Raw genomic sequence first — 19,291 nt, forward strand, 5'->3', positions numbered from 1 at the left:
CCGCGAAAGCCAACTTCCCCCAAGGGGTGCGAGGTCTACGGCACCGTGCTCCTGAACCCCTTCACGTGAACTCTAGGGACAGACCTCCCGGTAAGGCTCTCCTGGAAGGTATTGTTCCCAGTCTTCTTTACCCATTTGGCCGCCCGTTAGGGAACATACCGCGAGAAACGGATCACTCGGAATCTCAACATTCCAAATACGCCCGGTTCCGTCAGCGCTCGCCGTGGCGAGGAGTTTTCCGTCCGGGCTGAAGGTGATGGCGGTCACATGGTGCTTGTGTCCGGTGAGGGTGGTGATGGTTTTTCCGGTGGTCGTGTCCCAGAGCCGCGCGGTGTTGTCGTGGCTTACGGTGGCGAGGAGTTTTCCGTCCGGGCTGAAGGTGATGGCGGTCACATAGTGCTTGTGTCCGGTGAGGGTGGTGATGGTTTTTCCGGTGGTCGTGTCCCAGACCCGTGCGGTTGCGTCGGCACTTGCGGTGGCGAGCAGTTTTCCATCTGGGCTGAAGGTGATGGCGGTCACCCAGTGTTTGTGTCCGGTGAGGGTGGTGATGTGTTTGCCTGTTGTGTCCCAGAGGCGTGCGGTGTTGTCGTCGCTTGCGGTGGCGAGGAGTTTTCCGTCCGGGCTGAAGGTGATGGCGGTCACCCACTGTTCGTGCCCGGTGAGGGTGGCGATGTGTTTGCCTGTTGTCTCCCACAGACGCGCGGTGTTGTCGCGGCTTGCGGTGGCGAGGAGTTTTCCGTCCGGGCTGAAAGCGATGGCGGTCACCCACTGTTCGTGCCCGGTGAGGGTGGCGATGTGTTTGCCTGTTGTGTCCCAGAGGCGTGCGGTGTTGTCGTGGCTTGCGGTGGCGAGGAGTTTTCCGTCCGGGCTGAAAGCGATGTCGGTCACCGAGTCTGTGTGTCCGGTGAGGGTGGCGATGTGTTTGCCTGTTGTGTCCCAGAGGCGTGCGGTGTTGTCGTGGCTTGCGGTGGCGAGGAGTTTTCCGTCCGGGCTGAAAGCGATGTCGGTCACCGAGTCTGTGTGTCCGGTGAGGGTGGCGATGTGTTTGCCTGTTGTGTCCCAGAGGCGTGCGGTGTTGTCGTGGCTTGCGGTGGCGAGGAGTTTTCCGTCCGGGCTGAAAGCGATGTCGGTCACCGAGTCTGTGTGTCCGGTGAGGGTGGTGATGGTTTTTCCGGTGGTCGTGTCCCACAGGCGTGCGGTGTTGTCGTCGCTTGCGGTGGCGAGGAGTTTCCCGTCCGGGCTGAAGGCGATGGCGGTCACAGAACTCATGTGCCCGGTGAGGAGGGTCACTTCTCCGGTGGTCGTGTCCCAGAGGCGTGCGGTGTTGTCGTCGCTTGCGGTGGCGAGGAGTTTCCCGTCCGGCCTAAATGCAACGGCGGTCACCGAGCCTGTGTGTCCGGTGAGGGTGGCGATGGGTTCTCCGGAGGTTGTGTCCCACAGGCGTGCGGTGTTGTCGTAGCTGGTGGTGGCGAGGAGTTCTCCGTCCGGGCTGAAAGCGATGTCGGTCACATTGTCTGTGTGTCCGGTGAGGGTGGTGATGTGTTTGCCGGTTGTGTTCCAGAGCCGTGCGGTGTTGTCGTGGCTTGCGGTGGCGAGGAGTTTTCCGTCCGGCCTAAATGCAACGGCGGTCACAGAGCCTGTGTGTCCGGTGAGGGTGGCGATGGGTTCTCCGGAAATTGTGTCCCACAGGCGTGCGGTGTTGTCGTAGCTGGTAGTGGCGAGCAGTTTCCCGTCCGGGCTGAAGGCGATGGCCGTCACAGAGTGGTTGTGACCGGTGAGGATGGTCACTTCTCCGGTGGTTATGTCCCACAGGCGTGCGGTGTCGTCGTCGCTTGCGGTGGCGAGGAGTTTTCCGTCCGGGCTGAAGGCGACGGTGGTCACAGAGTTTGTGTGTCCGGTGAGGGCGGTGATGTGTTTTCCGGTTGTGTCCCAGAGGCGTGCGGTGTTGTCGTGGCTTGCGGTGGCGAGGAGTTTTCCGTCTGGGCTGAAGGCGATGTCGGTCACATGGTTTGTGTGTCCGGTGAGGGTGGCGATGGTTTTCCCGGTGGTTGTGTCCCAGAGGCGTGCGGTGTTGTCATTGCTTGCGGTGGCGAGGAGTTTTCCGTCCGGGCTGAAAACCGCTGTGGACAAGGGCTGGGTGTGACCGGTGAGGGTGACGCGATCAGGGCTGAGGAGAGATTTGATCAGGCTCAGACGCGCATCCTCGGTCTGGGCGATGTCCCAGGCCGTGGTGGCGAGTTGCCGCGCGAGCCGGATATCGGTATCGGCAATGCTCTCGCTCTGCGCCGCGAGCTGACGTGACAGGGAACGGGCGCTCTCTTCCCCGGCGTCGAGCGCGAATTTTGTGGCGATTCCTGTGCCGGTGAGGGCCAGCACCAACGATATGGCCAAGGCCAGAACGGTCAGACTTCGACGTCGAGCCTGGCGGTTCGCGGCGGCCTCGCCGGCGTGAAGGAACTCTCGGGCGATGCCCATCAAAACCGGATAGCGGCCTGGGTCGCTCTGCCACCGGGCCACGGCCTGCTGGGCGCCGGCCAGGCGGACGCCCTGGTACAGGTACGCCGGATCGCGGTTGTTGCGATGCCATTCATCGGCGTCCTGGCTCAGCGCCTGGTGGACCAACAGGGTCGAGCGGTCGGTGTCGATCCAGAGGCGAAGCCGTGGCCAGGCGCGGATCAGGGCCTCGTGGGCGAGCTGGACGGCGTTTGCGTCCACCGTCAGCAGGCGGGCTTTGACGAAACGGTCGAGCACCTGACGGGCCTTGCCGTATTGGGCGGATTCCCGCGCCGGTAGCAGCTCGTCCAGCGGCATGACCCGGCGGGTGTCGTCCCGGCCGTCGCCGAGCCGGACCAGGCGGGTGAGCATCTGGCGGGCGATGGCACGGGCTCCCAGGTCCAGTTGTTCGAGCGTGGCATCGGCGGTGCGGGCCAGCGCCCGGTGGATTCCGCCGGTCGCGCGGTACCCGGCCATGGTCAGCATCCGCCCTTCGCGGTGTTGCCAGGTGACCAGCAGGGCGTGCGACAGCAGCGGCAGCACCCCCACCTCGGCGACGCCCCGGTCGGCGCCGCCGGCCTCGACGGGCTCGGTGCCGAGGTCCTGCAGGATGAGGTCGACCAGCCCGGGCTCCAGACTCAGCCCGGCGCGGTGGGCCGGCCCTTCGATGGCCTGGCGGAGCTGGGCGGGGGACATGGGCCCGACCACCACAGGATGTTCCAGTACGGGCACCAGCTCCCGGTATCTGGCGCAGTGTCCGAAGAAGTCGGAGCGTACGCCGAGGACGACGACCGCGGCGGGCCGCGCCCCCGTGGTGACCGCCGCACCGTCGGAGCCTGTGGGCGGCGTTACGGTCGCGTTGCCACGATCGCCCGCTGGTCTACGGCTCAGCACCTGCAGGGCCTGGATGAAGATCTGCCGTTGCCGCTCGTCGCCGCAGACGGTGAACAGCTCCTCGAACTGGTCGACGATGATGACCGCCTGCCGCCCGTCCAGTGCGTCGGCGACCACCTGCCTCAGTACGGCCGGGTCCTTCTCCAGTCGGGCGCGCAGGTCCCCGGTGTGGGAGCCATCGAGATGGGCCAGGCGGGCGGCCAGTGCACCGAGCGGGTCGGGGCCGGGGGTCAGCAGGATGACCTCGGTACCCGATGATCGCCTGAGGGTCGCGATCAGGCCGGCGCGCAGCAGGGACGATTTGCCCGAGCCGGATGGCCCGATCACCACCAGGGGGTCGCCGGTGGTGGCCTGCTCGGCCACGCGGTCGACGAGCGTCCTGGTCAGTTCCTCCCGGCCGAAGAAGTAGTCGGCGTCGCCGGCGGTGAAGGCGGCCAGCCCGCGGTACGGGCTGAACTCCCCCTCGCCGTCTCCGCCGGGACCGGCCGTCCGGCCGGCATCATCCTGCGCGCCTTCCTGCGGCTTTCGACGGGCGAGGCGGGCAGGGTTGGGCGCCACAGGGCGGCGGTCGCCGTGGTCGGTGGCCCGCCGGCGCGGGGCCGGGTACCCCTGCTCGGGCAGGGCGCGGGACAGGCACCGGTAGATGTCGTCCAGGTCCAGCAGGGCGGGCGCGGTGGGGTCGCCGTTGTCCAGCAGGTCGATCAGTGCGCCGGTGAAGGCGGTGTGCCGGTTGCCCTGCGGGGCGAAGGCGGACTGGTCCCGCTCTGCCGCAGCCAGCAGGTACGTGCCTTGCGGCGTGGCGTCCAGCAGCCGCCGCCAAGCGTCCCGGCTCAGGGTTTTGGCGCGGCCCGCGAAACAGCAATCCAGAACGACGACGATGATCGATGCCGTGCAGTGTGCCAGTGCCTGACGCAGGGTCGCGTACGGCAGTGCCTGGTGCTCCGCGATGCCCTTGGTGAGATCCACGGTGGCCCGGGTGGCCAGGTACAGCTCGTTGTCGGCACCGATCAAGCCGTGGCCGACGTAGTAGACCATCAGCACGTCGGTGGCCTGTTCGGCGGTCTCGACCAGGGCCGCGCCCAGCTCCAAGGGGCTGGGTGGGTCGATCAGCGTGGTCAGGTTGGCGGGATGCAGGCCTGCTCGTTCCACCAGGCAGCGGCCCAGGTCGGCGACGGTGCCGGGCACCGCGTCGACCTCGGGCAGTAGCGAGTCGGCGGCGTACGTGCCGGATCCCACCAGCAGCACGCGCGTGCCCGGTGAGGCAAGCAGCAGGTGCGGCTCAGCTCCGATCATCGGTCGTCGCGGGGGTCTCTAGCTGCTTGGTGATGTGTGTGGTCAGCTCGCGCAGCGCTTCCGCGTTCATGCCTTTGACGCCTTTGGCGCTGACCTCCAGGGTTTGGTAGCCGCGGGTCAGCTTCACCGTGATCTCACCGGAGCGGCTGCGCAGCCAGGCGATGATCACGGTGGCCACGGTGGCGGCCCCACCACCCGCGCCCAGCATCAGTTGCAGCGCGTCAACGGCCGGTCCCAGCGTGCCTTGGGCGGCAGGGGTCTCACGAAGCCGGACGCGGCCTCGTAGATCGGGCTCGTTCACCAGCCAGGTATGGAGGTCACGGAGCAGATCCGCCGATCCGCCCTCCGGAAAGGTCACCAGTACGGTCAAAGACCCTCCCGAGTCGTTTACCACTCCGAATGGCAGTGGTGTCCTGTATTGATCGTTGATCGATCGTTCTTTGCATTCTTGTACAACCGCTGAGGATGCGTCAGCGCACCGAGAAAGGTGAATCGGTTGGGAAGAATCCGATCATTCGTACGCGAGCCGTCGCATGCTGTCTGCGTACGAGGAAGACGAGAGAGTCGTGCGCAAACGCGTACTCCTACGTGGTTGAGAAGGCTGATTTCAGGGCAACGGGCTGCGCTGGAGGGGTAGTGGGCCACCGTCCGGCGCGGCTCGGATGAGGGCGGATGACGACGGCTCGGCTACATGCAGGTCAGCCGGGCTGGGGCTTCGGCCCGTACGCCGGCCAGTCCGGAACCTGGCGACGTCGGTTCGCTTACGCCACTGAATCCGGTTGCTCCGGCTCTTGTGTTTCTCCAGGCCAATCCGGCGGCCGTGACCGACGCTGGTCGCGATACCTATGGCCGTGCCCTGCGACCTCAGCTGTGAAAGTCATGGACAGACCCTCCGGTAGGGCTCCTCGGGGACATACCGTGCCCAGTCCTGCCTGGTCATAGGGTCGCCGACCAGGCCGCAGACGGCGCGGAACGGATCAGGTGGAAGGTTCACATTCCAAATCCGGATGGTGGCGACGCTGCTGGCGGTGGCCAAGTGGGTTCCTTCTGGACTGAACGCGACGATGTTCACATATTTGGTGTGGCCGGTGAGAGTGGCGATGAGTTTGCCGGAGGGGACCTCCCACAGCCGGGCGGTGCCGTCGTCGCCTACGGTGGCCAGATGGGTGCCTTTGGGATTAAAGGCGACGTTGTTTACTGATTTGGTGTGGCCGGTGAGGGCGGCGACGAGTTTGCCCGAGGGGACCTCCCACAGCCGCGCGGTGTGGTCGAGGCCCACTGTGGCCAGATGGGTGCCTCTGGGGCTGAAGGCGATGTCGCGCACGTGTTGGATGCGGGTGGCGATGAGTTTGCCGGAGGGGACCTCCCACAGCCGCGTGGTGCCGTCGTCGCCGGCGGTGGCCAGATGAGGTCCTTTGGGGCTGAAGGCGATTTTTCGTATCGGTCCGGCGTGGCCGTTGAGCGTGGTGATGTGTGTGCCGGAGTGTGCGTCCCAGAGGCGGGTGGTGCTGTCGCTGCCGGCGGTGGCCACGACTTTGCCGTCAGGACTGAAGGCGACGGCGAGTACGGGGCCGGTGTGGCCGGTGAGGGTGGTGATGCGTCTGCCGGAGGGGACCTCCCACAGCCGCGTGGTGCCGTCGTCGCCGGCGGTGGCCAGATGAGGTCCTTTGGGGCTGAAGGCGATTTTTCGTATCGGTCCGGCGTGGCCGTTGAGCGTGGTGATGTGTGTGCCGGAGTGTGCGTCCCAGAGGCGGGCGGTGCTGTCGCTGCCGGCGGTGGCCACGACTTTGCCGTCAGGACTGAAGGCCACGACGTGTACGGGGCCGGTGTGGCCGGTGAGGGTGGTGATGCGTCTGCCGGAGGGGACCTCCCACAGCCGTGCGGTGCCATCGTCGCCGGCGGTGGCCAGCTTGGTCGCGTCATGGCTGAAGGCGATCGCGTGCACGTAGTCGCCGTGGGCGTCGAAGACGACGGCCTTGCTCAAGGAAATGTCCCAGAGACGGATCGTGCCATCGTGGCCGGCGGTGGCGAGATGAGTTCCGTCCGGGCTGAACGCGATGGCGCGTACGGCACCGGTGTGCCCGGTAAGGGTGGTGATGAGCTCGCCGGAAAGAACCTCCCAGAGATGGACGGTGCCGTCGCCTTCGGCGGTGGCCAGCTGGGTTTCGTCATGGCTGAAGGCGACGGCGGCAACGAAATCCCTGTGGCCGGTGAGCGAAACGTGGGTCTTCCTCGTGGCCGTGTCCCAGAGGCGGACGGTGTGGTCGTCACCGACCGTGGCCAGGTAGGTGCCCTTGGGGCTGAATGCGACCTTGCGGACGGGTTCGGTGTGGCCGGTGAGGGCGGCGATAGGTTCGCCTGAAGGAACCTCCCTGAGGCGGACAGTACGGTCGCCGTCCGCGGTGGCCAGTTGGCTTCCCTTGGGACTGAAGTCGACGTCGTTGACAAATCCGAGGCGGTGTCTGAGGGTCGCGACGCGTTTGCCCGAGGGCATCTGCCAGAGACGGATCGTGCCGTCGTCGCCGACGGTGACGAGCTGGGTTCCGTCGGGGTTGAAGGCGAGTCTTCGTACGGGCGCGGTGTGGCCGTTGAGGGTGGCGATGTGTTCACCCGAGGGGACCTGCCAGAGGCGGACGGTGCGGTCGTCGCCGGCGGTGACCAGCTGGGTTCCGTCGGGGTTGAAGGCGAGTCTTCGTACGGGCGCGGTGTGGCCGTTGAGGGTGGCGATGTGTTCACCCGAGGGCATCTGCCAGAGGCGGACGGTGCGGTCGTCGCCGGCGGTGACCAGCTGGGTTCCGTCGGGACTGAAGGCGATCGCGGACACGAGGCCGGTCCGGTGCGTGAGGACGGCGCGTTCTGGACTGATGAAGGCTCTGATCAGGCTGACGCGGGCCTCGTCGGTCTGCGCGAGATCCCAGGCCGCGGTGGCGAGCTGCCGTGCGAGACGGATGTTGACGGCGGCCACGCTCTCGCTCTGGGCCGCGAGCAGGCGTGACAGGGACCGTGCACGTTCCGTCGCCGCATCGGCGGCCAGTTTCCCGGCGGTACCGGCGCCGGTGAGGGCCAGCACCAGCGACACGGCCGTGGCGCCAACGGTGAGACGACGCCGCCGAGTGCGGCGGTTTGCGGTGGCCTCGCTGGCGTTCAGGAAGTCGCGGGCGGTGCCGCTCAGGGCCGGATAGCGGCCGGGGTCGGTCTGCCACAGGGCGACTGCCTGCTGGGCGTTGGCCAGTCGGGTGCCCTGGTAGAGGTACGCCGGGTCCCGGTCGTGGCGGTGCCATTCGGCGGCGTCCTGGCTCAGCTGCTGGTACACCAGCAGGCTCGACCGGTCGGTGTCGATCCAGAGGCGCAGCTGTGGCCAGGCGCGGATCAACGCCTCGTGGGCGAGCTGAACGGTGCCGGCGTCCACGGTGAGCAGGCGGGCCTTCACGAACCTGTCGAGTACCTGGCGGGCTTTCCGGTACTCGGCGGATTCAGGGCCGGGCAGCAACTCGACCAGCGGCACGATGCGGCGGGTGTCGTCCTGGCCGTCACCCAGCCCGACCAGGCGCGTGAGCATCTGGCGGGCGATGGCACGCCCTCCCAGGTCCAGGTGTTCCAGGGTGGTGTCGGCGGTACGCGCCAGCGCCCGGTAGATGCCCCCGGTGGCGCGGTACCCGGTCATGGTCAGCATGCGGCCGTGACGGTGTTGCCAGGTGACCAGCAGCGCGTGCGACAGCAGCGGCAACACCCCTGCGGCCGTGTCACTTCGGTCGTCGCCGTCCGTGTCGGGGTTGGTGCCCAAGTCCTGCAGGATGAGCTCGACCAACCCGGGCTCCAGGGTCAACCCCGCCCGGCGGGCGGGGCCTTCGATGGCCTGACGGAGCTGGGCGGAGGACATGGGCCCGACCACCATCGCGTGTTCCAGGGCGGGCAGGAGTTCCTGGTAGGCGGCGCAGTGTCCGAAGAAGTCGGCGCGTAGGCCGAGGACGACCCCCACCGACTCGCAGGAGACATGGGCCGAGGCGGTCGGTTCGTCGGAAGGAACCGCACATTGGCGGCACAGCGCGTGCAGGGCCTGGATGAAGATCTGCCGTTGCCGCTCGTCGGCGCAGGCGGTGAACAGCTCCTCGAACTGGTCGACGACGATGACCGCCTGCCCGTCGCCTATCGTCCCGGCGACGAGTGATCGCAGTGCGTCCGGGTCGTTTTCCAGCCGGGCGCGCAGGTCCGCCGGGCGGGAGCCGTCCAGGTGGGCCAGGCGGGCGGCGAGCGTGCCGACGGGGTCGGGGCCGGGGGTCAGGAGCGTGACCTCGGTGTCCGTGGTGCGCCGCAGGGTCGCGATCAGGCCGGCGCGCAGCAGCGAGGACTTGCCCGAGCCGGACGGACCGGTCACCACCAGCGGGCCTCCCGCGGTGATCTGCGCGCTCACCCGGTCGACGAGTGCCCGGGTCAGGTCGTCGCGGCCGAAGAAGTAGTCGGCGTCCTCGGCGGTGAAGACGGCCAATCCGCGGTACGGGCTGAACCCGCCATCGGTGTCCGTGGCGTGACCGTCCGGGCGTGCCTTTCCGGTCCGCGGCGTCTGGCGGGAGGGGGGAGGCGGGGTTGGGCGCCAACGGGCGGCGGTCGCCGTCGTCGGTGGCCTGCCGACGTGGGGCCGGGTACCCCTGCTCGGGCAGGGTGCGGGACAGGCACCGGTAGATGTCGTCCAGGGTCAGTAGTGCGGGCGCGGTGGGGTCGCCGTTGGTGAGCAGGTCGATGAGCGCGCCGGTGAAGGCGGTGTGCCGTCTGCCCGGCGGCGCGAAGGCGCCTTGGTCGCGCCCGGCGGCGGCCAGCAGGTAGGTGCCTTGCGGCGTGGCGTTCAGCAGCCGCCGGGCGGCGTCGTGGCCCAGGGGCGTGGCACGGCCGGAGAAGCAGCAGTCCAGCACCACGACGACGATGGGGGCGGTGCACTGTGCGAGTGCCTGCCGCAGCATCGCGTACGGGAGTGCCTGGTAGGCCGCGATTCCTCTGGTCAGGTCGCCGGTGGCCTGGGTGGCGAGGTACAGCTCGTTGTCGGCGCCGATCAGGCCGTGGCCGGCGTAGTAGATGAGGAGCACGTCGGTGGCCTGCTCGGCGGCCTCGACCAGGGCCGCGCCCAGTTCCATCGGTGTTCGCGGGTCGATGAGGGTGGTCAGGCAGGCGGGGTCAAGTCCTGCGCGTTCCACCAGGCAGCGGCCCAGATCGGCGATCGTGTGGGGTACCGCGCCGACCTCGGGAAGCGGTGAGTCGGAGGCGTACGTTCCGGCCCCGGTCAGCAGGACTCGCGTTCCCGGTGAGGCCAGCAGCAGGCGGCGCTCAGTGCCGCTCATCCGCGGTTGCGGAGGCGGCGAGCTGTCCGGCGATGTGCGTGCTCAGCTCGCGCAGCGCCTCCTCGCTCATGTCCTTGACGCCTTTGGCGGAGACCTCCAGGGTCTGGTCGCCGCGGGTCAGCTTCACCGTGATCTCTCCGCGGCGGGTGCGGAGCCAGGCGATGATCACGCTGGCGGCGGTGGCGGCTCCACCGCCGGACCCCAGCATCAGTTGCACCACGGTGTCGGACATCCCGCCGAGCCTGCCCGGAGCGGCCGCTTTCTCGTGGAGGCGGACGCGTCCGCGTAGCTCTGGCTCGTCCAGTAGCCAGGTGTAGAGCTCGCGGAGCAGGTCCGCGGAGCCGTTCTCCGATGTGATTACCAGGGCATCCAACGGGGACTCTCTCGACGCTTGGGGGCTTGGGTGATGGGACGGCAACCGCCTGATCGATGAAGAGTCAGGGCGATTGCAACTGAAAGTAATTGTAGTCACGCTCTGCGTGATCGAGGGGGTTGCGGACGGAAAGAGCCGACGCCTCCGGTGACGTCGCCGCGCCTGATGCGCCGCGGTGGCAGCGTTGTTGGCGGATCACGACGTGCCGGCAGAGCCGGATCGAATCGGGCGAGGGTACGGCCGGCACAGCCGAGCCGTCCGGCTCATCGGCCGGCGTACGCCGTCATCGATCCGCCGCACGGTGCGGTGGCGTTTTTTCGGCGGCCGCATCGGCTGAGCCTCCACCGGCCGGGCAGGCCGGAAGCGACCGGTGCCGAACACGCTCGCCTCGGCGTTCCGTTCGCGGTCGCGGTTCGGCGATGGCGTCAGGGACAGACTCGCCGGTAGGACTCTTCGGGCAGGTACAGGATCCAGTCCTCTCTGCTCATCTGCTCGCCCTCGAGGTCACACACGGCGGAGAACGGATCGGCCGGAAGGTCCACGTTCCAGAGGCGGGCGCCGTCGGCACCGGCGGTGGCGAGGAGTTTCCCGTCGGCGCCGAAGGTCACGGCGTACAGGAGCAGCGGGAGGTCGCTGAGGGCCGTGATCGTCTTGCGCGTCGCCGTGTCCCAGATCCGGATGGTGCCGTCGTCGCTTGCGGTGGCGAGCCGTTTCCCGTCGGGGCTGAAGGCGATGTCCTTGACGAGGTGGGTGTGACCGGTGAGGGTGGCGACCGGCCTGCCGGAAGGCACCTGCCAGAGCCGGACGGTGGGATCGTCACCGGCGGCGGCGAGGAGCCTTCCGTCCGGGCTGAAGGCGACGGCGAACAGCATCCCCGTTTGGCCTTTCAGCGTGCTGACGGATCTCCGCGTCGTGGTGTCCCAGATCCGGATGGTGCCGTCGTCACCGGTGGAGGCGAGGTGTTTCCCGTCGGGGCTGAAGGCGACCCGGCGAGGCAGGCCGGTGTGGCCGGTGAGGGTGGCGATCGAACGGCCGGAGGGCACCTCCCAGAGCCGGATCGCCGAGTCGTCGTCGGCGGTGGCGAGGTGTTTCCCGTCGGGGCTGAAGGCGGCCGCCTGCGGAGGCCGGGTGCCGCCGATGCGATGTGTCGTGGTCTTGTGTGTGGCCGCGTCCCAGAGCCGGACGGTGCGGTCGTCATCGGCTATGGCGAGCCGCGTTCCGGTGGGACCGAAGGCGATCGCGTGCACGCGCCGGCCGCGGCCTTTGACGGTCGCGATGGTCGTGTGGGTCGCGGTGTCCCAGATCCGGACGGCGCCTTTGTGGTCGGCGGTGGCGAGGCGGGTACCGTCGGGGCTCACGGCGAGGCCGGTCACCGGTCCGGTGTGGCCGGTGAGCCGGGTGATGGTCTTCCCGATGGCGGTGTCCCAGATCCGGACGGTACCGCCATGGTCGGCCGTGGCGAGGCGGGAGCCGTCGGGGCTGAAGACGAGCTCTGTCACGGAGCTCGCGTGACCGGCGAGCACGGCGACCGGCACACCCAGCCGAACATCCCAGAGCGTGACGGTACGGTCGTTGACCCCGCTGGCGGCGAGGTAGGTCCCGTTGGGGCCGAAGGCGAGGTCGGTCACGCCATCAGAGTCGATTTCCCGGGTTTCGAGCCTTTTGTGAGTGGCGGCGTCCCAAACGCGGATGGTGCCCTGCTTGTCGGCGGTGGTGATACGGGGGCCGTCCGGGCTGAAGGCGATGGCCTGTACGGCCCCATCGTGCCCGGTGAGGGTGGCGATCGGCCTGCCCGAGGGAATCTCCCAGACCTGGCCGACATCCCCGGCGGTGGCGAGGCGCCTCCCGTCGGGACTGAACGCCACCGCGCTCACGTTCCTGCGATGGGAGACGGTGGCGAGCTGCTCGCCCGAGGATATCGCCCAGAGCCGGGTGGAGCGGTCCTCGCCGCCGGAGGCGAGGAGCCTTCCGTCGGGGCTGAAGGCGAGGCCGGCCACGGGATTCGTATGGCCCTTGAGATTGGCGGTGATCGTCCGGGTGGCGGTGCTCCAGACCCGGATGGCGCCGCTGTCGTCGCCGATGGCGAGGTGGGCCCCGTCCGGGCTGAAGGCGAGGCTGCGCGCGGATTCGCCGGGACCGGTGAGCGTGGTGATCACATCGCCGGTGCGGGTGTCCCGAAGCCGGACCGCGGCGTCGTCGGCGACGGCGAGAACGGCGCCGTCGGGGCTGAAGGCGAGGCCGTGCACCGCTCCGGTCTGCCCGGTGAGGATGGCGCGCTCCGGCCTGAGGAACGCCTTGAGGGAGCTGGGGCCAGGCGCGGATCAGCGCCTCGTGCGCGAGCTGGACGGTACCGGAACCGACGGTGAGCAGGCGGGCCCGGGCGAACCGGTCGAGCACCTGGCGGGCCTTGTGGTACTGGGCGGAGCCGAGCCCGGGCAGCAGCTCCTCCAGCGGCACCGCGCGGCGGGTGTCGTTCTCGCCGTCGCCGATGCGGACCAGGCGGGTGAGCATCTGGCGGGCGATGGCCTGAGCACCCAGGTCCAGCTCCTCCAGGGTGGCGTCGGCGGTACGGGCCAGCGCCCGATGGATGCCCCCGGCGGCGCGGTATCCGGCCAGGGTCAGCATGTGGCCTTCGCGGTGCTGCCAGGTGACGAGCAGCGCGTGCGACAGCAGGGGCAGCACACCGGCGCTGGTCTCCGCACCCTCGGCCTCGGTGCCCAGGTCCTCCAGGATGAGGTCGACGAGCTCGGGCTCCAGGGTCAGCCCGGCCTTCCGGGCGGGTCCTTCGATGGCCTGCCGGAGCTGGGCGGGGGACATGGGACCGACCACCATGGCCTGCTCCAGCGCGGGCACCAGTTCCGGGTAGGCGGTGCAGTGCCCGAAGAAGTCGGCGCGTACGCCGAGAACGACGACGGCCACCGGCTCCGGATCCGTCTCACCTGCGGTACGGGCGGACGCCGGACGGGCCGAGCCACGCACGGCGTCCTTCCCGCACAGCGCGTGCAGGGCCTGGATGAAGACCTGACGCTGCCGTTCGTCGGTGCAGGCGGTGAACAGTTCCTCGAACTGGTCGACGATGACGACCGCCCGCCGCCCGTCCAGCGTGTCGGCGACCACGTGCCTCAGGACGGCCGGGTCCTTCTCCAGCCAGACGCGGAGGTCGGCCGGGTACGTCCGGTCCAGGTGGGCCAGGCGGGCGGCCAGCGCGCCGAGCGGGTCGGGGCCGGGGGTCAGCAGGATGATCTCGGTGTCCGCGGCTCGTCGCAGGCGTGCGATCAGGCCGGCGCGCAGCAGGGAGGACTTGCCCGACCCGGACGGCCCGGTGACCACCAGGGGTTCGCCCGCGGCGGCCTGGGTGGACACGCGGTCGACGAGCGCCCTGGTCAGCTCCTCGCGGCCGAAGAAGTAGTCGGCGTCGTCGGCGGTGAAGGCGGCCAGCCCGCGGTACGGGCTGAACTCCCCGTCGGCGGCGCCCCCGCGCGCCGTACCCTCGCGGGCGGGCCGGTGACGGGGGAAGGCGGGGTTGGGCGCCACCGGGCGGCGGTCGCCGTGGTCGGTGGCCTGCCGGCGCGGCGCGGGATACCCCTGCTCGGGCAGGGTGCGGGACAGGCACCGGTAGATGTCGTCGAGATCCAGCAGCGGGGGCCGTGGGGTCCCCGTGGGTGAGCAGGTCGATGAGGGCCCCGGTGAACGCGGTGTGCGGCCGCCCGGGCGGGGCGAAGGCCGCCTGGTCACGGCCGGCGGCGGCGAGCAGGTACGTGCCCCGCGGGGTGGCGTCCAGCAGCCGTCGCCCGGCGGCCTGGCCCAGGCCGGAGGCGCGGCCGGAGAAGCAGCAGTCCAGCACCACCACGACGATCGCCATGCACCGGGCGAGCGCCTGACGCAGGATCGCGTACGGCAGTGCCTGGTAGGCCGGGATCCCCCTGGTCAGGTCGACGGTGGCCTGGGTGGCGAGGTACAGCTCGCCGTCCGCGTCGACCAGGCCGTGGCCGACGTAGTAAACGACGAGCACGTCGGGTTGGCCTGCTCGGCGGCCTCGACCAGGGCCGCGCCCAGCTCCATCGGCGTGGCCGGATCGACCAGCGTGGTCAGGTTGGCGGGATCCAGCCCGGCCCGCTCCACCAGGCATCGCCCCAGGTCGGCGACGGTGCCGGGCACCGCGTCGACCTCGGGCAGCAGCGATCCGGCGGCGTACGTGCCGGATCCCACCAGCAGCACGCGCGTGCCGGGTGCGGCCAGCAGCAGGTGCGTCTCAGTGCCGCTCATCAGGGGTCGCAGTCGTCGTTGGGATGCTCGGTGACCCGGGGCGGCCGGGCGTGGGCGCACCGGCGGCGGTGGCGAGCCCGCCGCCAAGCGGTACGGCGGCGGCCGGCCCCGGTACGCCTCGGGCGGTGCGCCCGGTTCAGCGGGGCACCCGCAGGACGCGGGCCGTGCGGTCCTTGCTCGCGGTGGCGAGGCGGGTGCCGTCCGGGCTGAACGCGAGATCCAAGACCCTCGTGCGGTGGCCCTTGAAGGTGGCGACGAGCTTGCCGGACGCCACGTCCCAGAGCTGGACCGCGTCGTTCCCCATGCTCGCGGTGGCGAGGCGCTTACCGTCCGGGCTGAACGCGACGGCGGACGGGTACACGCCGGTGTCGAAGGAGCCGACCGCCTTGCCGGACGGCACCTTCCAGACCTGCACGACGTCCCCGGCGCGCCTGCCCTTGTAGCGGACGCCGGCCGCGGCGAGGCGCTTACCGTCCGGGCTGAACGCGAAGAAGATCGCTTCTTTTCCGGCGTGCTTGAGGGTGGCCACCGGCTTGCCCGACGGCACCTTCCAGAGCCGGACGCCGTCGTCGCCGGCGCTGGCGAGGAGTTTCCCGCCGGGGGCGAAGCCGAGCCGGTCCACGGGCTTCTTGTGGCCGGTGAGGGTGGCGATCGGCTTCCCGGAGCGGACGTCCCACAGCCGGGCGGTGTTGTCGGCGGCGCTGCTGGCGAGGCGCTTACCGTCCGGGCTGAACGCGAGGGAGAGCAGGGGCTCGGTGTGACCGCGCAGCTTGAGCAGCCGCCCCGAGCGCAGATTCCAGACCCGGACGACGTCGTCGTCGCTTGCGGCGAGGAGCGAGCCGTCGGGGCTGAACGTGAGGTCGCTCACATGGGCGGCGGGGCCGGGCAGTTTGGTGATCAACTTGCCGGAGCTCGCGTGCCAGAGCCGGACGGTCTTGTCGGCGGAGGCGGTGGCGAGGCGCTTGCCGTCCGGGCTGAACGCGACCCCGGTCACCGCGCCGGTGTGGCCCTTGAGGACGGCGCGCTCCAGCTTGGGGGCGGCCTCGAGTGCCCTGACGCGGGCCTCTCCGGCGGTCTCCGAGGCCGCGGCGGCGAGCCGCAGCGACAGGGAGCGCGCGCGTACCTGCTCGCTCTCGGCCGTCGCACCGGCGGCCGTGGCGGCGGTGCCGGCCGCGGCGGCGATCACCAGCGCCGAGGCCGCCAGGGCGAGCGCCCGCCGCCGGCGGCCCCCCGCCCGGCGGGTCGCGCCGGCTTCGCGCCCTCGCGGCGAGGACCCGCCCGAACCCGACGGCCTGTTCCCGGTGAGCTCCCCGGTCGGCTCTTCACGGCCGGGGAGGAATTCGGCGTCGCCGGCCGTGAAAGCGGCGGATCCGCGATATGAAGTGGACGAGAAGTGATTCCCGGAATTGTTCTGCATGATTTCCATCAAAACCCCCGTCATCGTGCTTCCATGCCGTTCGACTATGCGGCCGTGACGAAGGTTCGTCCGTCGCCGGAATTGTGGGTAACGGTTCGATATCGTCGGCCCGGAAGCCGATGACCAGGGAAAATTCTGCTGGTCTGGGTGGCCGGTGGCCATGCCTGGGCCCGCCCTGGAGCCTCGGCGGACGTCCGCCCGCGCTCGTCGCCCGGCGAACGCCCCGCCGCCGGGTGGCCGCGCCGGCACGCGCCCGGAACAGGGTGCGATATTTCGCAGGCCAGGGGATGCGGCGTCGTCCGAAACCGGCGTTGTGGTGATAAAGGATGGGGAATCGCCGCGGCGGACGTGGGAAGGCGCGCCGGTAAACCAGGGATGCCCGGATCCGCCGGGGCCGCCGCAGGTGCGGCCGCCCGGCCGTCGCCGTCCGGTCTGCGGGTGCGTCACACCGGCGGGTGGGGAGCGCGGGCGGAGCCGTACCGCGGCCCGCGTACGTACGCCGCGATCAGGGACTCGGGATGCCGTTGCCCTGGAAACCGCGTCCGGCGAGCACGTCCTCGAGGGTCTCGGTCCGCTCCCCGCGCGGTCCCGGCTGGGCGAGCTGGACGAGCACGCCGTGGGCCTCCTTGGGGTGGAGGAACACCTCGCGCCAGCGCGGGTTCTCCAGGTTGAGCCCGAACAGCCGGTACCCGCGCTCGCGCAGCGCCTCGACGGCCGCGTGGATGTCGGGCACGTGGAAGTTGAGGTGGTGCACCCCACCCCGTCCCCGGGTGAGCTCGAAGAAGCTGTCGAAGAAGGTCGAGCCCGCCAGCGGCTCCATCAGCTCGATCTTGCCGCCGTTGGGGTAGCGGAGCTGCAGGGTGCGGTACCCGTTGACCACGTTGTCCCCGCCGCTCACGAAGACCCCGCCGAGCAGGTCCTGGTAGATCGGCAGCAGGTCGCGGATGCGCCGCGCGGCCACGGCCGTGTGGTCGAAGATCGCGTTCAGCCCTGCCAGTTCCCGTGCGATGTCCACGCGCCCGCCTCTCCGTGGTGATCGACAGAACGGAATTCTAGAGGGCTGATCGGTAACGGATCAGGCCGCCCCGGTTCCCTCACCCGCCCCGGACAGGGCCTCCTCCTCGCCGTCCGTACCGGACAGGGCTTCATCGTCCGCGCCGGTCAGGGCCGCCTCCTCGGGCGTCCCGGGCAGCACCGCCTGCTCGTCCGGCTTGTGCACGAGCACCTTCTCGACGTACGACCGGACCGCGGCCTCCAGCCCGATGTCCCGGCCCGCCTTCTCGGACTCGAACCAGCGGTGGTCGAGCACCTCGTGGTAGAGCTGGGCGGGCTCGAGCTTGCCGCGCAGCTCGGGCGGGACCGCGTTCACCGTGGGCTCGAACGCCTCGACCAGCCAGCGGTGGGCGACGATCGCCTCGTCCTCGTGCCGCAGCCCCTTCGCCACCCGGAACGAGTCGAGGTCGTTGAGCAGCCGCCGCGCCTGGTTCTCCTCCACGTCGAGGCCGGTGAGCCGCAGCAGCCGCCGCTGGTGGTGCCCGGCGTCGACCACCTTGGGCCGCACGATGAGCCGGGCGGTCCCGGCCTTGCGGCGGATCATCATCTCGGCCACGTCGAAGCCGAGCTGGTTGAGGCGGCGGATGCGCTCGTCGATGCGGTGCCACTCCACCTCTTCGATGATCTCGTCCTCGGTGAGCTCGTCCCACAGCCGCCGGTACCGTTCGACGATCTCGTGCGCGACCGCCTCCGGGTCGATGCTCGGGTGGAGCATGCCGCCCGCCTCCAGGTCGAGCATCTCGCCGTAGATGTTGACATGCGCGACCTCGATGTCGTGCTCCCGCTGCCCCCGGGTGAGCGTCGGGTAGAGCTCGCCGGTCTCCGCGTCGACCAGGTACGCGGCGAACGCCCCGGCGTCCCGGCGGAACAGCGTGTTGCTCAGCGAGCAGTCGCCCCAGAAGAACCCGGTCAGGTGCAGCCGGACGAGCAGCACGGCGAGCGCGTCGAGCAGCCGGGTGAGGGTGTCCGGCCGCAGCGAGCCCGACAGCACCGCCCGGTACGGCAGGGCGAACTGCAGGTGCCGGGTGATCAGCGCGGCGTCGATCGGCTCGCCGTTCGCGCGGGTGCGCCCGGTGACGTAGGCGACCGGCTCCACCGCCGGGGCGTCGAGCCGGGCGAGGTCGCGCAGCAGCGTGTACTCGCGCTTGGCGTACCGCGCGCTGATCTCCTTGATCGCGTAGACGTGGCCGGAGAGCCGGACGAACCGGACCACGTGCCGGGAGATGCCGCGGGGGAGGGCGACGAAGTGGCGCTCGGGCCACTCCTCGAGCGGGAGGTCCCACGGCAGGCGGATCAGGTCCGGGTCGCTGGGCGCACCGGTCATCTGGAGCGGCACGGACAACTCCTGGAATCGGGGGGAATTTCGGTGGTTACCGTAACGCGTCCGCCGCGATCAGCGCGCGGGGGACGGCGGCTCGCGCCGCGGATAGGCGGGCGGGTTGAGCGCCCGCTCGACCACGGCCGCGAGCTCGGCCTCGCTCAGCACCCGCGGCTCGCCCACCGCGCGCGCCCGCACGTACACCTCGCACAGCCACTCCAGCAGCCGGGTGGCCTCGAACGCCTGCTCCAGGTCGGCGCCGATGGTCACCGCGCCGTGGGAGGCGAGCAGCGCGGCCCGCCGCCCGCCCGCCAGGGCCGCGCGCACGTTCGCGGCGAGCTCGGGCGTGCCGTACGTGGCGTACTCGGCGACCCGCACCGGCCCGCCGAGCAGCAGGATGTTGTAGTGGATCGGCGGCAGCTCGGTCAGCGTGCTCGCCACCACCGTGCTGAACGTTGCATGGGTGTGCACGATCGCCGCCGCGTCCGTCTCGGCGTACACCGCCAGGTGCATCGGCGTCTCCGAGGACGGCTGCCGGTCGCCCTCGACGAGGTACCCCTCCAGGTCGACGACCGGGCAGTCGGCCGGGGTGAGCCGGTCGAGCGCCACCCCCGAGGGCGTGACCGCGACCAGGTCGCCCTCCCGCACGCTGAGGTTCCCCGACGTGCCGACCACCAGGCCGAGCTCGGCCGCCCGCCGGCCGTACGCGCACAACCGCTCCCGCGGCTCCTCCATCATCACGCCACGAAACCGTAGACCGAGGCCTTGCCCGAGACAATCCGATCAAGTCGGGTCATGGATCACACAAAGAGTCACGAGGCGCGTTCCGCGGTTACCACCGGTCACGGCATGCA

The 19,291-nt window shown here is 70.0% G+C and carries 11 protein-coding genes and 2 pseudogenes; 1 reads left to right on the top strand and 12 read right to left on the bottom strand.

Annotated features, from left to right (window positions below; genetic code table 11):
* Positions 1 to 72 precede the first annotated feature (72 nt).
* The 7 genes and pseudogenes from FHX40_RS04745 to FHX40_RS26210 form a co-directional block, all read right to left on the bottom strand.
* Entirely contained in the window at positions 73 to 4,680 is a 4,608-nt protein-coding gene (locus FHX40_RS04745; RefSeq protein ID WP_142258483.1) for a caspase, EACC1-associated type, read from the bottom strand.
* Positions 4,667 to 5,050: an effector-associated constant component EACC1 gene (locus FHX40_RS04750; protein ID WP_142258484.1), complete on the bottom strand. Its 384-nt coding sequence runs from the start codon at positions 5,048 to 5,050 to the stop codon at positions 4,667 to 4,669. Before FHX40_RS04750 ends, FHX40_RS04745 begins: the two co-directional genes overlap by 14 nt.
* Positions 5,051 to 5,557: 507 nt before the next feature.
* On the bottom strand, positions 5,558 to 9,166 hold the full coding sequence (locus FHX40_RS04755) for an nSTAND1 domain-containing NTPase (protein WP_142258485.1): 3,609 nt from the start codon (positions 9,164 to 9,166) through the stop codon (positions 5,558 to 5,560).
* A gap of 223 nt (positions 9,167 to 9,389) precedes the next feature.
* Positions 9,390 to 10,010 (bottom strand): annotated as a pseudogene (locus FHX40_RS26205) (caspase, EACC1-associated type); the annotation flags it as partial.
* On the bottom strand, positions 9,997 to 10,482 hold the full coding sequence (locus tag FHX40_RS25675; RefSeq protein WP_244941581.1) for an effector-associated constant component EACC1: 486 nt from the start codon (positions 10,480 to 10,482) through the stop codon (positions 9,997 to 9,999). The gene FHX40_RS25675 and the pseudogene FHX40_RS26205, both read right to left, overlap by 14 nt.
* 326 nt (positions 10,483 to 10,808) lie before the next feature.
* Positions 10,809 to 12,653 (bottom strand): WD40 domain-containing protein, encoded by a 1,845-nt coding sequence (locus FHX40_RS04770; RefSeq protein WP_268241053.1) that lies wholly within the window; start codon positions 12,651 to 12,653, stop codon positions 10,809 to 10,811.
* A 79-nt stretch (positions 12,654 to 12,732) separates the two neighbouring features.
* Positions 12,733 to 14,118 (bottom strand): annotated as a pseudogene (locus FHX40_RS26210) (nSTAND1 domain-containing NTPase); the annotation flags it as partial.
* On the opposite strand from FHX40_RS26210, the gene FHX40_RS04780 reads away from it, so the two are divergent.
* Entirely contained in the window at positions 14,058 to 14,264 is a 207-nt protein-coding gene (locus FHX40_RS04780; protein WP_142258489.1) for a hypothetical protein, read from the top strand. The pseudogene FHX40_RS26210 and the gene FHX40_RS04780 overlap by 61 nt on opposite strands.
* Before the next feature lie 46 nt (positions 14,265 to 14,310).
* On the opposite strand, the gene FHX40_RS04785 is transcribed toward FHX40_RS04780, so the two are convergent.
* From FHX40_RS04785 to FHX40_RS04805, 5 genes are all read right to left on the bottom strand, one after another.
* Complete coding sequence (locus FHX40_RS04785) at positions 14,311 to 14,649, bottom strand: hypothetical protein (protein ID WP_142258490.1); 339 nt, start codon at positions 14,647 to 14,649, stop codon at positions 14,311 to 14,313.
* Positions 14,650 to 14,785: 136 nt separating this feature from the next.
* Positions 14,786 to 15,835 (bottom strand): WD40 repeat domain-containing protein, encoded by a 1,050-nt coding sequence (locus FHX40_RS04790; protein WP_142258491.1) that lies wholly within the window; start codon positions 15,833 to 15,835, stop codon positions 14,786 to 14,788.
* Positions 15,836 to 16,571: 736 nt separating this feature from the next.
* A complete protein-coding gene (locus FHX40_RS04795) occupies positions 16,572 to 17,081 on the bottom strand; it encodes a VOC family protein (protein ID WP_170198711.1) in 510 nt (169 codons plus the stop codon).
* A 60-nt stretch (positions 17,082 to 17,141) separates the two neighbouring features.
* Complete coding sequence (locus tag FHX40_RS04800) at positions 17,142 to 18,455, bottom strand: DUF4032 domain-containing protein (protein ID WP_211350160.1); 1,314 nt, start codon at positions 18,453 to 18,455, stop codon at positions 17,142 to 17,144.
* Positions 18,456 to 18,512: 57 nt separating this feature from the next.
* Positions 18,513 to 19,175 (bottom strand): class II aldolase/adducin family protein, encoded by a 663-nt coding sequence (locus FHX40_RS04805; RefSeq protein WP_373286906.1) that lies wholly within the window; start codon positions 19,173 to 19,175, stop codon positions 18,513 to 18,515.
* Positions 19,176 to 19,291: the final 116 nt, after the last annotated feature.

It is taken from the genome of Thermopolyspora flexuosa (assembly GCF_006716785.1).
In the GTDB taxonomy this organism is placed as follows: Bacteria; Actinomycetota; Actinomycetes; order Streptosporangiales; family Streptosporangiaceae; genus Thermopolyspora; species Thermopolyspora flexuosa.

Bases quoted from the DNA above. Each gene is read 5' to 3' on its own strand.
- FHX40_RS04745 (WP_142258483.1), bottom strand. From the start codon at position 4,680: ATGATCGGAGCTGAGCCGCACCTGCTGCTTGCCTCACCGGGCACGCGC.
- FHX40_RS04780 (WP_142258489.1), top strand. From the start codon at position 14,058: ATGAGGGCCCCGGTGAACGCGGTGTGCGGCCGCCCGGGCGGGGCGAAG.
- FHX40_RS04785 (WP_142258490.1), bottom strand. From the start codon at position 14,649: ATGAGCGGCACTGAGACGCACCTGCTGCTGGCCGCACCCGGCACGCGC.
- FHX40_RS04805 (WP_373286906.1), bottom strand. From the start codon at position 19,175: ATGATGGAGGAGCCGCGGGAGCGGTTGTGCGCGTACGGCCGGCGGGCG.